The 14,207-nt window shown below is 66.3% G+C and carries 12 protein-coding genes; 4 read left to right on the top strand and 8 right to left on the bottom strand.

The features are described from left to right. Window positions 1-49 precede the first annotated feature (49 nt). On the bottom strand, window positions 50-688 hold the full coding sequence (locus G391_RS0104470; protein ID WP_029086457.1) for a hypothetical protein: 639 nt from the start codon (window positions 686-688) through the stop codon (window positions 50-52). Next, a complete protein-coding gene (locus G391_RS13805) occupies window positions 685-1,890 on the bottom strand; it encodes a cation:proton antiporter (protein WP_245572033.1) in 1,206 nt (401 codons plus the stop codon). The genes G391_RS0104470 and G391_RS13805 overlap by 4 nt, the downstream gene beginning before the upstream one ends. Window positions 1,891-2,078: 188 nt before the next feature. Here G391_RS13805 and G391_RS0104460 point away from each other — a divergent pair, with 188 nt between their 5' ends. Together G391_RS0104460 and G391_RS0104455 are read left to right on the top strand one after the other, a co-directional pair. After that, window positions 2,079-2,753, top strand: coding sequence for a hypothetical protein (locus G391_RS0104460; RefSeq protein WP_051257108.1), 675 nt, complete (start codon window positions 2,079-2,081; stop codon window positions 2,751-2,753). Window positions 2,754-2,822: 69 nt separating this feature from the next. Then, window positions 2,823-3,770, top strand: coding sequence for a cation diffusion facilitator family transporter (locus G391_RS0104455; RefSeq protein WP_029086455.1), 948 nt, complete (start codon window positions 2,823-2,825; stop codon window positions 3,768-3,770). Here G391_RS0104455 and G391_RS0104450 read toward each other — a convergent pair. Next, window positions 3,767-4,087, bottom strand: a complete 321-nt coding sequence (locus G391_RS0104450) for a 2Fe-2S iron-sulfur cluster-binding protein (RefSeq protein ID WP_029086454.1) — start codon at window positions 4,085-4,087, stop codon at window positions 3,767-3,769. The two genes, G391_RS0104455 and G391_RS0104450, sit on opposite strands and share 4 nt — an antisense overlap. A gap of 112 nt (window positions 4,088-4,199) precedes the next feature. Further along, a complete protein-coding gene (locus G391_RS0104445; RefSeq protein WP_029086453.1) occupies window positions 4,200-6,494 on the bottom strand; it encodes a TonB-dependent receptor plug domain-containing protein in 2,295 nt (764 codons plus the stop codon). 207 nt (window positions 6,495-6,701) lie between these two features. Between G391_RS0104445 and G391_RS0104440 the strand changes: the two genes are divergently transcribed. Then, on the top strand, window positions 6,702-7,700 hold the full coding sequence (locus G391_RS0104440; protein ID WP_245572032.1) for a phytase: 999 nt from the start codon (window positions 6,702-6,704) through the stop codon (window positions 7,698-7,700). 45 nt (window positions 7,701-7,745) lie between these two features. On the opposite strand, the gene typA is transcribed toward G391_RS0104440, so the two are convergent. Together typA and G391_RS0104430 are read right to left on the bottom strand one after the other, a co-directional pair. Beyond that, window positions 7,746-9,578 (bottom strand): translational GTPase TypA, encoded by a 1,833-nt coding sequence (gene typA / locus G391_RS0104435; protein ID WP_029086451.1) that lies wholly within the window; start codon window positions 9,576-9,578, stop codon window positions 7,746-7,748. 110 nt (window positions 9,579-9,688) lie between these two features. Further along, complete coding sequence (locus G391_RS0104430) at window positions 9,689-10,741, bottom strand: YeiH family protein (protein ID WP_051257158.1); 1,053 nt, start codon at window positions 10,739-10,741, stop codon at window positions 9,689-9,691. A gap of 232 nt (window positions 10,742-10,973) precedes the next feature. Between G391_RS0104430 and G391_RS0104425 the strand changes: the two genes are divergently transcribed. Further along, window positions 10,974-12,230 (top strand): multidrug effflux MFS transporter, encoded by a 1,257-nt coding sequence (locus G391_RS0104425; RefSeq protein WP_035303565.1) that lies wholly within the window; start codon window positions 10,974-10,976, stop codon window positions 12,228-12,230. On the opposite strand, the gene G391_RS0104420 is transcribed toward G391_RS0104425, so the two are convergent. Together G391_RS0104420 and odhB are read right to left on the bottom strand one after the other, a co-directional pair. Further along, window positions 12,227-12,619: a VOC family protein gene (locus G391_RS0104420; protein ID WP_029086448.1), complete on the bottom strand. Its 393-nt coding sequence runs from the start codon at window positions 12,617-12,619 to the stop codon at window positions 12,227-12,229. The two genes, G391_RS0104425 and G391_RS0104420, sit on opposite strands and share 4 nt — an antisense overlap. Window position 12,620: 1 nt before the next feature. Next, entirely contained in the window at window positions 12,621-14,183 is a 1,563-nt protein-coding gene (gene odhB, locus G391_RS0104415) for a 2-oxoglutarate dehydrogenase complex dihydrolipoyllysine-residue succinyltransferase (protein ID WP_029086447.1), read from the bottom strand. Window positions 14,184-14,207 lie beyond the last annotated feature (24 nt).

Below are 14,207 nucleotides of genomic sequence, written 5' to 3'. Positions count from 1 at the left end.
CTCCTGTTGTTCGTCGCCCTTCTGAACGCTCAGGCGGTTCGGGGCAAGATCAGGGCTGCGGGTAGTCGCGCGCCAGATCGCGCTGAACGGCTTCGGCGCTGTCACAGGCCTGATCATTGGCGATCTCCAATTCCCGAAGCTGCTGCACATAGGCGCGAAACTCAGGCCGCAGCTCACCGTTCTCCCAGGCATCTGAGTGGTCGGGCCGCAGGGCCCAGACGCGCGTCTCTGTAATGGCATTGTAGCGGCGATAGCGATCGCCAATCGAGTTCAGGGTGTTGAACAGGGCCGCCAGTCGCCACACCGTCTGCGGCTCCAGCACGCGCACAGCCCCGGTGGCCATCAGCCCATCCCAGATCTGGGTCGGGGGGCCTTCGCCGCCGGCCTCCCGATAGACCGGCAGCCGGGGTTGCTCGCCGCGCGCCACAGCCTCATCGAACCGCTCCAGCTCGGCACGGATGGTGGCACTGATGTCCCGCCCGTGCGAGCCGACGCTGGCAAAGATTGGTCCAACAGCGGCAATCACTTCGCGGCGATAGGCAGCCTCTTCGGCGTCCTGGCGGGCATTCTCCAGAGCAAAGGCGGCGGTGACACCGACAAAAACCACCACCAGCTCAAAGGCAAACTTGCCGACCACCGCTCGGTAGTCCTGCCAGACCCTCTTCATGGACGCCGTGAGAGCCTTCATGCCTGTTCCCTCGACGTCGTCGACGACGCCACTTCGCCCTCGGCCCGCCAGCGTGCAAGTCGGCTCAGCAGCGGCGTCGCCGTCACTCCGTGGATGACGATCGACGCCAGGATGATGAAGCCGACGATGGCCCACAGCCGCTCAGAGTCCCCGAACTGACCGTGGTTGATGCCGTAGGCGACATAGTAGATCGACCCGATCCCGCGAATGCCGAGAAAGGCCATCAGCACCTTCTCCCTGAGCGCGTAGGGCGCGCCGATCAGGGCCAGCAGACCCGCCACCGGCCGCACGATCAGCAGGATCGCCAGACCGACCGCCGCATCCACCCAGGTCAGGCTGTCGAGCAGTCCATTGGCCAGGGCCCCGCCGAACAGCACCAGCACCAGCATAATCAACAGCCGCTCGATCTGGTCCGACAGCTCGTGCATCTGGTGGTGGAAGGCGCTCTCGCGCTCGGCGTTGCGGATCGTCAGGGCGGCGACGAAGACCGCGAGAAACCCGTAGCCGTGCGCCAGCTCGGTCGCCGCATAGGCCACGAAGGTCGCCGCTAACGCCACCAGCCCGTCGGCGATCTGGGAAAATCCGCGTCGAAACAGCAGCCGCCCGAAGCCAAACCCGACCAGCCACCCGACGCCGAGGCCGGCGGCGATCTTCCAGGCCACCTTGTCCAGCGCCCAGTCGACCAAAGCCCCCTGCACCGCCAGCCCGCCCAGCGACGCCAGGATGGCCAGATGCACGAATGGAAAGGCCAGGGCGTCGTTCAAGCCGGCCTCGGAGGTCAGGGCGAAGCGCACCTCGTCTTCATCGCCCGATCCCGGTCGCCCGACCTGCACGTCCGAGGCCAGCACCGGATCGGTCGGGGCCATCGACGCCCCCAGCAAGAGCGCCATGGGCAGGGCGAAACCTAGCCCCCAGACACCGAGGAACGCCACCGCCGCGATCGTCAGCGGCATGGCGATGGCCAGGAGCCGCCAGGTCGCGTTCCAGCTCTTCCAGCCCACGGGTCGCTCCAGCTTCAGGCCGCAGCCCATCAAACTGATGATCACCACGATCTCGGCCAGCCGTTCGGTGCGGGTGTCCCAGGTGCGTGGATCGGGATCAAAGGACAGCGCCCCGGTCGAGAACACCGCAAAGCCGATGCCGACGCACAGGATCGCCAACGTCACCGGCAGATGCTTCAACCCCTCGGGTGCCCACGACACCAGAAGGATGACCAGCCCCAGGGCCAGGAGAAACAGGATATAGGGATCGGCGCTCAGGGTCGGCTCCTGTCGAGTTCGATCTCTTATAGCGCGGTCATCCGCTGCGGGTTCATCCGAATTTCGCCGTTACTCCGCCGAACGGTTCAAATGCTTTGACTGTTACATCGTAACACTCTACGGCGTCGGCCATGACCCTTCCCGTCGATCTTTCCGGCGATCTGAGCCAGGCGTCTCTGCTGTCGCTTCTGGGGGCGGGTTTCGTCGTGGCCCTGCTGCACGCGGCCCTGCCGACCCACTGGCTGCCGTTCGTGGCGGTCGGCCGGGCCCAGGGGTGGAAGACGCCGACGGTGCTGGGCGTCACCGCCGTGGCGGCCCTGGCCCACATCGTCTCGACGGCGGTCGTCGGCTCGGCCCTGACTCTGGCGGGGTCGATCGCGCCCTGGATCACCCGCATGATGCCGCTGCTGTCAGCGGTGGTGCTGTTCGGATTTGGCCTCTGGTATCTGATCCGGGGGCTACGTCGCAGCGCGACCCTGACCGGTGCCGGCCTGGCACCTGCCGAACGCGCGCCGGTGTCCGACGCGGCGGCCGCCTGGGGCCTGATCGGTTTTCTCGTCGCTTCGCCTGGCGAGGCCCTCCTGCCCGTCTATGTCGGGGCCGGGGTGCATGGCTGGGGCGTGGTGGCAGCCCTGACGGTCGCCTTCGCTGCGGGGACGGTTCTGGGCATGGTCGTTTTCACCGGCCTGGCCCTTGCCGGTGTCGAACGCTTCCGCCTGCAACGCCTTGCCCGTTTCGAGGGTATGGCGCTCGGCCTGTTGTTGATCGCCCTGGCCGGGCTGGTGCTGCTGTTGCACGGCCACTAGGCTGCTAGGTTATATATTTACAATCAATCACTTGATTGACGTCCATCCCGGACCGGCCTAGGCAGGATCATGGCGCATGATCACGCTCACCACGATCATTCTGGACATGACCATGGTCCTGGCGATGACCATGGCGACAACCACGCCCACCACCACCACGCCCCGCCGGAGGACTGGCGCTACGCCGTCGGCCTGATCGCCAATCTGGCCTTTGTGGTGCTGGAGTTCAGCTATGGCCTGATCTCGCACTCGACCGCCCTGGTCGCTGACGCCGGCCACAATCTGTCCGACGTGCTGGGCCTGGGACTGGCCGGCGGTGCCGCCTGGCTGGCCCGGCGGGCGGCCACCCGCAAGCGCACCTACGGCTATCGTAAGGCCACGGTGCTGGCGGCGCTCGGCAACGCCATCCTGCTGGTCTTCGCCTGCGGTGCCATTGCCATCGAGGCGGGCCGACGCCTATTCGAACCCGCGGAGGTCGCCTCCGCGACGGTCATGGTCGTGGCCGGCATCGGCTTCGTCATCAATCTGGGCACGGCCCTGCTCTTCATGGCGGGGCGCAAGCACGATCTGAATGCGCGCGGGGCCTGGCTGCACATGATCGCCGATGCGGCGGTGTCGCTCGGCGTCGTCGTCGCCGGTGCCTTGATCCTGTTCACCGGCTGGAGCTGGATCGACCCTGTGGTCGGCCTGGTCATCGTCGCGGTGATCATGTGGGGGACCTGGGGCCTGTTCAGGGAATCCTTCGACATGGCGCTCGATTCCGTCCCGACAGGGGTGGAGGTTGAGGCGGTGCGCGAGGCCCTCAACGCCTTGCCCGGCGTCGTTGAGACCCACCACCTGCACGTCTGGAGCCTGTCGACCACCGAGCGCGCCCTGACCGCGCATCTGGTGCGCAGCGAACCGGTCGGGCCCGATTTCTATTCAGAGGCCCAGGCCATGCTGAAGGCCCGCTTCGGCATCGGCCACGTCACGCTGCAGATCGAGAGCTGCGGACGCCAGGCCTGCACGGACTGCTAGTGCTGGTTTTCCGGCAACCGCACGACCAGACCATCCAGCGCATCGGTCACCCGGATCTGGCACGACAGGCGGCTGTTCTCCTCAACCCCCTCCGCAAAGTCGAGCATGGATTCTTCCATGGCCGAGGATGACCCGGTCGCCTCGCGCCAGGCCTCATCGACATAGACGTGGCACGTCGCACACGCGCAAGCACCGCCGCAGTCGGCGTCAATGCCCGGCACATTGTTGCGGATCGCGCCTTCCATGACCGATAGACCGGTCTTGACCTCGACCTTGTGCTCGGTCCCGTCGTGCTCGATATAGGTGATCTTCGCCATGGCCGGGCCAATACGGCCTAAGGCTTCTCCGGGCAAGGCCGGGCTCTGATCGCGAAGGCGGCGAGCCGTGTCCGCGACCCGCCGCCCAAAGCCGCCTCCCGGAAGTGCCGGCCTAGAAGGTCCAGCGCAGGGCGACCTGCCAGACCGGACCGGCCGACTCGGTTTCAAGCTCAAACTCGTCGTAGTTCCGGGCGATCTGATCCGCGACATTGTCGAACTTGTCGAAATCCTCGTCTTTCGAGCTGTCGAGCAGATTCGTGCCTGTCAGGCGCAACACCACGTTCTCGCCGAAACGCCGCTCCAGAAAGATCTCGAGATTGTCGCCGTAGCGAGTGTGTATCTCCTCAGCCAGGACGCGGTCATAGGCCTCGCCCTGATGGAAATAGGTGGCACCGAATGCCGCCTGCCAAGTCGGAATGTCGTGGGTGAAACCCGCCGACAGCACCTGGTCGGACTGCCCGTTGAAGCGACGCTCACCCATGAAGTCATCGACCTGAGAATCCAGCCACGACCAGTTGAAGAAGACACCGGTGTTGGGCATGCCCAGCGCGTCGAGCGGGGTCGACAGATCCAGCTCCACGCCCCAGACCTGACCATCGCCGACGTTGTCGACCGAATAGACGAAGGTGCCCGCGCCGCCCGAGCCGACCAGCGGCGTTCCCGCAGCGTCCGTAACCACTACCGCCTCGGTCAGGTTGGCGATGTCGCGGTAAAAGAGGTTGATCCCGGCGACGCCGCGGCGGCCCAGACGCCGCTCATAGCCGACGTCGAAGCCGACCGCCGTCTCCGGCTGCAGGTCGGGATTGCCGATGAAATCATCGTCGCCGTATTCCTCTTCCAGCAGGGCCGGCGAGAGGTAGTCAAAGCGCGGACGGCGGATCGTGCGCGCCACCGAGGCGGTGATGCGGTCATCCTCGGTCAAAGACCAGCGGATCGCCGCCGACGGCAACAGCTCCGCATAGTCGTTCGACGTCACCCGGTCCGCCGGGGCGGCGGTTTCGTCGGTGATGGTCACATCGGTCGTCTCGTAGCGCAGGCCGGCTTCCCAGCGGACAGGCCCGGCCTCACCTGAAATCATCGCCCAGGGGTCGAGCCGGTCTTCCTCAATCAGGCTGTCTCCACCGGCCACCGGGGCATGGCCCGAGAAAGGCGGGACGGTCGGGCGCACGCCCGGGGCGTTGGGCACATTGAAGCGGATGCGGTCGGCCTCGGTGATCAGGCTGTCGCGGGTCTGGCTGGACCAGTCCAGGCCGAACTCCAGCTCCACCGCGCCCAGGTCGCGCTGGTGGCTGATCCGCGCCGACCATTCCTCATCGAGAATGTCGACCAGCGTCCGGTCCGCCGTATAGCGGTCTTCGTCCGGGAAGGGCGTCCCGTCGCGCAGATATTCGCTCTCGCCCTCGAACTCGTCTTGCTCGTCCGAGATATTGGCGTAGCCGAGGCGCAAGGTAGTCTCGCCGCCCATCATCTCGCCGCGCCAGCGACCGCGCAGCGACAGGTTGTCAGTCAGGATATCCAGGTTGTTGTCATTGTAGCTGAGCAGATTGGCCTCATCCTGGATGCCGTCGCGGTACTCCCAGGAATCCTCGTCCTGGTAGCGGTCCGTGCGCACGAAGACGCCCGCCAGCTCCAGCTCGCCGCCGAAGACCGGAACCTGATAGTTGGCGTTGAACGAATAGTCCGTGCCGTCACGCACGTCCGTCTGGACCTCGACATTGTCGAGCGTGCCGCCGGGCTGATCGAAGCGCTGCGAGAACTTGTCCTTGGGGCTACGGCGGCCCTGAAGATTGGCCGAGACGATCAGGCGACCCGGCCCGACCTCGCCGCCCCAGGTGAGGCCCAGCGACGGTGCCCATTCCCCGTCACTGTAGTAGAGGCCGCCGGCGCGCACATAGCCGCCGTCCAGCGTATAGGCGTCGCGCAGCACGATGTTGATCGCCCCGGCCACCGCGTCGCCGGAGCGATTGGCCGAGGACGAGCGGACCACCTCCACCCGCTCGATCAGTTCGGCGGGGATGCGGTCAACGAAGAAAGACCGGTCGACGCCCGCGCCCGGCACCCGCTCGCCGTCGATGAGGATCTGGGTGTAGCCGGCATCCAGGCCGCGCATACGCGCGCCGTCTGATTCCAGGACGTCCGACAGGAAGGTCACCGACGGCACCCGACGCAGAGCGTCGCCGACGCTCAAGGGTTCGAAGCGCTGGAAATACTGCTGGTCGTAGGACAGCCCCGGCGCGGTTTCATCGGAGCGATTGCGATAGGTCGCCTCGCCGACAATGACGATGTCCTCGACCCGAGCCGGCTCGCCGCCGCCCTCGGGTGCCGTGACGATGAACTCCTGAGCCACGGCTTCGCCAGCCAACAGCAGAGGTGTCGCGGCCGCAGCGAGAAGAAGAATGCGTTTCATATTTCTGTCATCCCCGAGTAACAAATCACTCATTGACTGATCGTTGTTCATATGTGAACTGACGACGAAATAGAATGTGACGTGTTCAGAGGGCCAGTGATGATTACAACAAACAAATATGTCAGTTATATACTTGTAACATTGGCCGCCGGAGCACTCGCGGGGTGTCATGTCCTGGACCCTGAATTCTATTCTGACTCTCGTCGCATGACGCTGGGCGTCGGCACGCCGGTTCCGGCGGCGGCTGAGACTGTGGCAGTCGGCACGACCCGGGCCGATGCGGCGGACGATCCGGAGATATGGGCGGATCCGACCGACCCGGCGCGCGCGGTCATTCTGGGCACCGACAAACAGGCGGGACTCTATGCCTATGACCTGAACGGCCAGGTGCTCAGCTTCATTCCCGATGGACGGCTCAACAATGTCGACCTGCGTGGCGGCTTCCCGACGCCGTGGGGCGAGCGGGTGCTGGTAGCCGCCAGCGACCGGGGCCGTATGGGCGCGGCGCTGTATCTGATGCACCCGTCGACCTTCGAGCTGACGCCCTGGGGGATCATTCCGCTCGACCTCAGCGAGCCTTACGGCCTGTGCGTCGGGCGGCGCGGCGACGACTTTCTGATCTTCATCAACTCGACCGACGGACAGATCCGACAGGTCGCCGTGCGGGCGGGGACGGATGGCGCTGTCGAGGCGCGCGGCGAGCGTCAGTTCTCCGTCCCGACCCAGCCGGAAGGCTGCGTTGTCGACGATGCGCGCGGGCGGCTCTACCTGGGCGAGGAAGCGGCGGGCATCTGGCGGTTCAACACCTCCGGCGCCGGCGATGCGGGCGGTCGGCTGATCGAGCCGGCGCCGTCAGACCGTTTGACCCCCGACGTTGAGGGCCTGACCCTGCTCCATGAGCCGGGCGGTGCCGCCTGGCTGATCGCGTCTTCACAGGGCGACAGCGCGTTTGCCGTCTATCGCGCCGACGGGCCGGACCTGGTCTATCGCGGACGCTTCTCGGTCCATCCGGCCAACGGCGTCGACGCCGTCACCGGCACGGATGGCGTGGCCGCGCTCGGTGGGGCGGTCGGCCCCTACGGCTCAGGGCTGGTCGTCATGCAGGACGACGCCGACACCGAAGGTGAGGCCCTGGAAAGCCGTCGCGAGCGGCAGAATTTCAAACTGGTCGACTGGACCGAGATCCGGCGAGCGTTGGGGCTTTAGCCACCTCTCCTCCCCATCTCTGATGGGGAGGAGACGATTCCAGAATCAGTCTTCCCTCACCCGCTTCTTGCGGAAGGACGGGTTCAGGACCTGCTTGCGCAGGCGGATCGACTTGGGCGTCACCTCGACCAGCTCGTCGCTCTCGATATAGGCGATGGCCTGTTCCAACGACGGGCGGCGCGGCGGGGTCAGGCGCACAGCCTCGTCCTTGCCGGAGGCGCGCACGTTGGTCAGCTGCTTGCCCTTGATCGGATTGACGTCCAGGTCGTCCGAGCGGCTGTTCTCGCCGATGATCATGCCCTGATAGGTCTTTTCGCCGGCGCCGACGAACATGACGCCGCGCTCCTCCAGGTTCCACAGGGCGTAGGCCGCCGTCTCGCCGTCGGAGTTCGAAACGAGCACGCCCTTCTGGCGGCCCTCGATAGGGCCCTTGTGCGGCTCATAGTGGCTGAACACGCGGTTCAGCACGCCCGAGCCGCGCGTATCCGTCAGGAACTCACCCTGATAGCCGATCAGGGCGCGAGACGGGCACATCAGCTGGATGCGGGTCTTGCCGGCACCGGACGGTCCCATGTCCTTCAACTCGGCCTTGCGCTGGCTCAGCTTCTCGATGACGACGCCGGTGTATTCGTCGTCGACGTCGATGACGACGTCCTCGATGGGCTCCAGCCGCTCGCCGTTTTCGCCGGTCTGATAGACCACGCGCGGACGACTGATGGACACTTCAAAGCCCTCGCGGCGCATATTCTCAATCAGCACGCCGAGCTGAAGCTCGCCGCGACCGGCCACGTCATAGGCGTCAGCACCGGGCGTCTCGGTGACGCGGATGGCGACATTGGCCTCGGCCTCCTTCAGCAGGCGGTCGCGGATGACCCGGCTCTGGACCTTGTCGCCTTCGCGCCCGGCCAGCGGGCTGTCGTTGACGGCCACGGTCATGGAGATGGTCGGCGGGTCGATCGGCTGGGCGTCCAGCGCCTCGGTGACCTCAAGCGCGCACAGGGTGTCGGCCACGGTGGCCCTGGCCATGCCGGCGATGGCGACGATGTCACCGGCCTCGGCGCCTTCATCGACCGGCTGGCGCTTCAGGCCGCGGAAGGCCAGCACCTTGGTGATGCGGCCCTGTTCGATCACCTTGCCATCGCGCGACAGGGCCTTGATCGGCATCCCCGGGACGGCCTTGCCGCTCTCGATGCGGCCGGTCAGCAGGCGACCGAGGAACGGGTCGCTCTCGATCAGCACGTTCAGCATACGGAACGGTTTGTCGGTGTTCTGGGCGACGGCGGGCGGCGGCACATGGTCGACGATCAGGTCGAACAGCGGGGCCAGGTTGTCGTTCGGCTGGTTCATGTCCAGCGTCGCCCAGCCGTTGCGGCCCGAGGCGTAGATGTGCGGGAAATCCAGCTGCTCCGGCGTTGCGCCGATGGCCTCGAACAGTTCGATGGTCTCCAGGTGAACCCGGTCCGGGTCGGCGTGGGCGCGGTCAACCTTGTTGATGCACAGGATCGGGCGCAGGCCCATCTTCAGCGCCTTGGTCAGCACGAACTTGGTCTGGGGCATGACGCCCTCTTCGGCGTCCACCAGGATGACGCAGCCGTCGACCATACCCAGGATGCGCTCGACCTCGCCGCCGAAGTCGGCGTGGCCGGGGGTGTCGATGATGTTGATGCGGGTTTCGCCCGCCTTGCCGTTCCACAGCACGCTGGTGGCCTTGGCCAGGATGGTGATGCCGCGCTCACGCTCCTGATCGTTGGAGTCCATGGCGCGTTCGGTCGTCGCCTCATTGGCTCGGAACACGCCGGACTGGGCGAGCAGTTGGTCCACGAGCGTGGTCTTGCCGTGGTCGACGTGGGCGATGATGGCGACGTTGCGAAGGTTCATTTTCAGGATCGGTCAGGGGCGGTCGCAGAGATTTCCGCGCCGCTAATCGGGGGAGGGTTTCGGGGAGGCGCGCGCCTCATACCCGTCACCGGCCCGAAAAGCCAGTCCTGCTAGCTTCGCACCAGCAGCAGAGCGGGCACGAGCGCCACCCCAATCAACAGGCCGATGGTCAGGACGCTGACCGCCGCCACGCGGGGCCCGGCCTGGACCAGCCCGCGCGGATCAACCCCGAGGCCGAGCGCCGCCATGGCCAGAACCGTCAGTATCTTGACCACCATACTGATCGGCGCGGCCAGGTCTTCGCCGATCCAGCCGACGGACCGGGCGGCCAGCAGGACCAGAAAGGCGACCACGAACCACGGGACCAGGTGGCGCAGGGGCGGCCGGCGCGCTGCGCCTTCACCCGGCGCTCCGTCCAGCCGGGGCGCCAGCAGGCCCAGCACCAGGCACATCGGGCCCAGCATCAGCACCCGCACCAGCTTGATCATCGCCCCGACCTGGACCGCGACCGGCCCCATCGGGGCGGCGGCGGCCAGAACCTGAGGCACCGCATAGACGGTCAGGCCGGCGAGCACACCGAACGACTGTTCCGACATCGACAGGGCCACGCCCAGCGCCGGCAGCAACAGCACCACAATCACCCCCATGACGGCGGTGAAGGCGATGGCGGCAGCGACATCCTTGGCTTCGGCGCGGATGACCGGCGCCACGGCCGCAATGGCCGAGTTGCCGCAGATGGCGTTGCCAGCCGCCATCAGAATGGCCATGCGCGCTGGCAGGCCCATCGCCTTCCCGATCAGATAACCGCCGATCATGGCCACGACCACGAAGACCACGACCCCGGCCAGTAGCGGCAAACCCGCCGCCGCCAGAGCCTGGGCGCTGACGGTTGCGCCCAGCAGGGCCACCGCCACCTCCAAGACCGGCTTGGCGCAGAAGTTGATGCCGGATCTGAAGCGAGCATGCGGCGTCCACACTAGGCGGATCAAGGCCCCCAGCAGGATCGCCAGCACCAGCGGCTCGATCCAGGTGTGGCCGAAGATCCGGGCCTCCAACTGCCCGACCAGCCAAGCCGCGACGCCGACAGCCATGCTGACAAGGACGCCGGGAATGAGGGCCAGGACGCCCCCGTTCGCCTTCACCTGTCCGTCCGCCTCGGCCATCGATCCATGATTCTCCGCCTGCCGACTGGATAGCATGGGCATTCCCCCTTTCGTCATCCTCCGACAAGCGGCGTAGCGGCGCAGATCGGGGAACCCAGGGCTTTCCGGGCTGCAAACGCGGTCCTCAATCGTTGCACTGGATCCCCCGGTTCCGTGCTCCGCACGGCTCGGAGGATGACGAAAGGGGCATGCCGCCCCTTCCCTTCGCAGGTGCGAAGGCCTTTATGGGAGTATGACCTCAACCGCCCCCGCAGTGACCCCACGCCGTGAGATCGGCTTCAAGGAGCTGGTGGCGCTGGTGGCCATGCTGATGGCGATGAACGCCCTGGCCATCGATTCCATGCTGCCGGCCCTGCCAGCCATCGGCGAAGGCCTGGGTGTCGGCGACGCCAATCAACGTCAGTGGGTGGTGACGGCCTATCTGCTCGGTTTCGGGGTCACCCAGATCATATACGGGCCGCTGGCGGACCGGTTTGGGCGGCGACCGGTGCTGTTTAGCGGCGTGGCAATCTATGTGCTGTTCAGCCTGCTGGCGGCCTTCGCCTGGAGCTTTGAGGCCCTTTTGGCCGCGCGGGTGCTGCAAGGCGTCGGCGCGGCCTCGACGCGGGTGCTGGCCGTCGCCATCGTGCGCGACCAGTACGAGGGGCGGCGGATGGCCCAGGTGATGAGCCTGTCGTTCCTGGTCTTCCTGGCCGTGCCGATCCTGGCACCGAGCGTGGGTGCGTTGATCCTGATGCTGGGGCCCTGGCGCTGGATCTTCGCGGTGCTGGGCCTGTTCGGCGTCGCCATCCTGGTCTGGTCCGCCTTGCGGCTTCCCGAGACGCTGAAGCCCGAGAACCGGATGCCTATCGACCTGAGGCGGATCGGGGCGGCGGCCTGGGAAACGGTCTCGAACCGACTGTCGATCGGCTACACCCTGGCCATGGCCGTCATCGTCGGCTGCCTGTTCGGCTTCATCAACTCAGCCCAACAGGTGTTCGAGGTGGCCCTGGGCAATGCGGCGATCTTTCCGATCATCTTCGCCATGGTCGGCTGTTTCATGGCGGCGGCGTCGCTGTTGAACGCCAGTCTGGTGCAGCGGTTGGGCCAGCGGTTGCTGTCGCATACCGCCCTGATCGGCTTCACCCTGTTCTCAGCCGGCCACTTCGCCGTGGCGCTGAGCGGGCACGAGACCCTGATCACCTTTGCGGTGCTCCAGGCCCTGACTATGTTCTGCTTCGGCTTCATCGGCGGCAACTTCGGCTCCATGGCGATGACGCCGATGGGCCACATCGCCGGCACGGCCGCCGCCGTTCAGGGCGTGATCTCATCCGTGGGCGGGGCGCTGATCGGATTTTTCATCGGCCAGCAGTTCGACGGCACGACTGTGCCGATGACCCTGGGCTTCACGGTCTGTGGCCTGGCGACGATCGCCATCGTTCTGTGGACGGAGCGCGGGCGGTTGTTCTCGGCGCACGAAGCGGCTTCCGCCGAGGCCAGTCAGATCTAGGACGGGCGGCCCAGGATCGATTCGTCGCGATAGGCCTTGATCTCGACGAGGTAGCCGTCCGGGTCAGCCAGCACCATCTTGGCCTGTCCCTTGTCCGTCCAGACGGTCGGGTCGAGCTGAAAAACCGTCGCGGTAGCCGTGAGCCGATCCGCCAGAGCCTGCCAGGCGGCCCAATCGAGGGTCGCTCCGAAGTGTTGAGCCTGCCGATAGGGCAACGGCATGACCGCGTCGGGCCGGGCATAGGCCGTCACCTGCGCCCCGAACAGCCACAGATCGATCCAGTGTTCCGTGGCCCGCCCGACCCTGGCACCAAGCTGCTGTTCGTAGAACCGCCGTGTCTGCTCCAGGTCAGAAACCAACAGAGACAGATGAAAGGTCGGTTGCGACAACCTACACGTCCAGCAGGAACCGGCGCGGATCCTCCAGGTGTTCCTTGATGCGCACGAGGAAGGTCACGGCCTCTTTCCCGTCGACGATGCGGTGGTCGTAGCTGAGCGCCAGATACATCATCGGGCGGATCTCGACCTGGCCGTTCACGGCGACCGGGCGCTGGACGATATTGTGCATCCCCAGGATGCCCGACTGGGGCATGTTCAGGATCGGCGTCGACATCAGCGAGCCATAGACCCCGCCGTTAGTGATGGTGAAGGTGCCGCCCTGGAGCTGGTCCAGCGTCAGGGCGCCGTCACGGGCGGCCTTGCCCAGATCCGAGATGCCCTTTTCGATGCCCGCCAGCGACAGCTGGTCGGCGTCGCGCAGCACCGGCACGACCAGGCCCTTATCGGTGCCGACGGCCACGCCGATGTCGTAGTGGTTCTTGTAGATGATGTCGGTGCCGTCGATCTCGGCATTGACCGCCGGGATCTCCTGAAGCGCCGACACCACCGCCTTCACGAAGAAGGACATGAAGCCCAGCTTGGTCCCGTGGCGCTTTTCGAAGGCGTCCTTGTACTGGTTGCGCAGGGCCATGACGGCGGACATGTCCGCCTCATTGAAGGTGGTCAGCTGGGCGGCGGTGTTCTGCGATTCTTTCAGACGGCGCGCGATGGTCTGGCGCAGACGGGTCATCTTGACCCGCTCCTCACGCGGATGGTCGCCGCGCGGAGTCGGGGCTGCGGGCGCTGACGGCGCGGGCTGCGCGGGCTGCGCGGCAGCCAGGGCCTTGGCGGCCTCCAGCACGTCGCCCTTGAGGATATTGCCCTTGGGGCCGGTGGCCGCGACCGTGGAGGTATCAACGCCGGTTTGGGCGGCCGTCCGCTGAACGGCCGGCGACAGGACCGCCGAGGCCGAAGCCCCCGCAGCCGGCACAGACACCGGCACCGCAACAGGTACGGGGGCAGACGGCGTCGAAGCCGCCGCCGAGGCCCCGGCGGTCAGCTTGCCGATGACCTGACCGGGCGTCACCGTGGCCCCATCGGCCGCCACGATCTCGGATAGAACCCCATCAGCAGGCGCGGAGACTTCGACCGCGACCTTGTCAGTTTCGATTTCGACGAGAACCTCGTCCTTTCTGACCGCATCCCCGACCTTCTTGGTCCAGGTGCCGATGGAGCCTTCGGCCACCGATTCGCCCATCACAGGGGTCTTGATCTCGACCGTCGTTCCCGTCGAGGCCGGGGCTACCGTCACCGCGGGGGTCGCTTCAGCAACAGGTGTCGCAGCCGGCACCGGGTCCGCCTTGGCAACCGCAGCCACGGGTGCCGCCGCCGCAGCGCCTCCGCCGGCACCGACGCGACCGAGCACAGCCCCCGGCGTAATGGTGTCACCGTCCTTGAAGGCAATGTCCTCCAGCGTTCCGTCCGCCGGCGAGACGACCTCAAGCGACACCTTGTCAGTGTCCAGCTCGACCAGGACCTCGTCCTTCTTGACGGGGTCGCCGACCTTCTTGGTCCAGCGGGCGATGGTCGCTTCGGTGACGGATTCACCGAGGGCGGGGGTGAGGATATCGGCCATATTCGTTCCGGATCGTGTTTGCTC

The organism is Brevundimonas aveniformis DSM 17977 (assembly GCF_000428765.1).
Classification (GTDB): domain Bacteria; phylum Pseudomonadota; class Alphaproteobacteria; order Caulobacterales; family Caulobacteraceae; genus Brevundimonas; species Brevundimonas aveniformis.
Note: the sequence above shows the minus strand (reverse complement) of the source record. Positions and strands in the feature narration are given on the sequence as shown.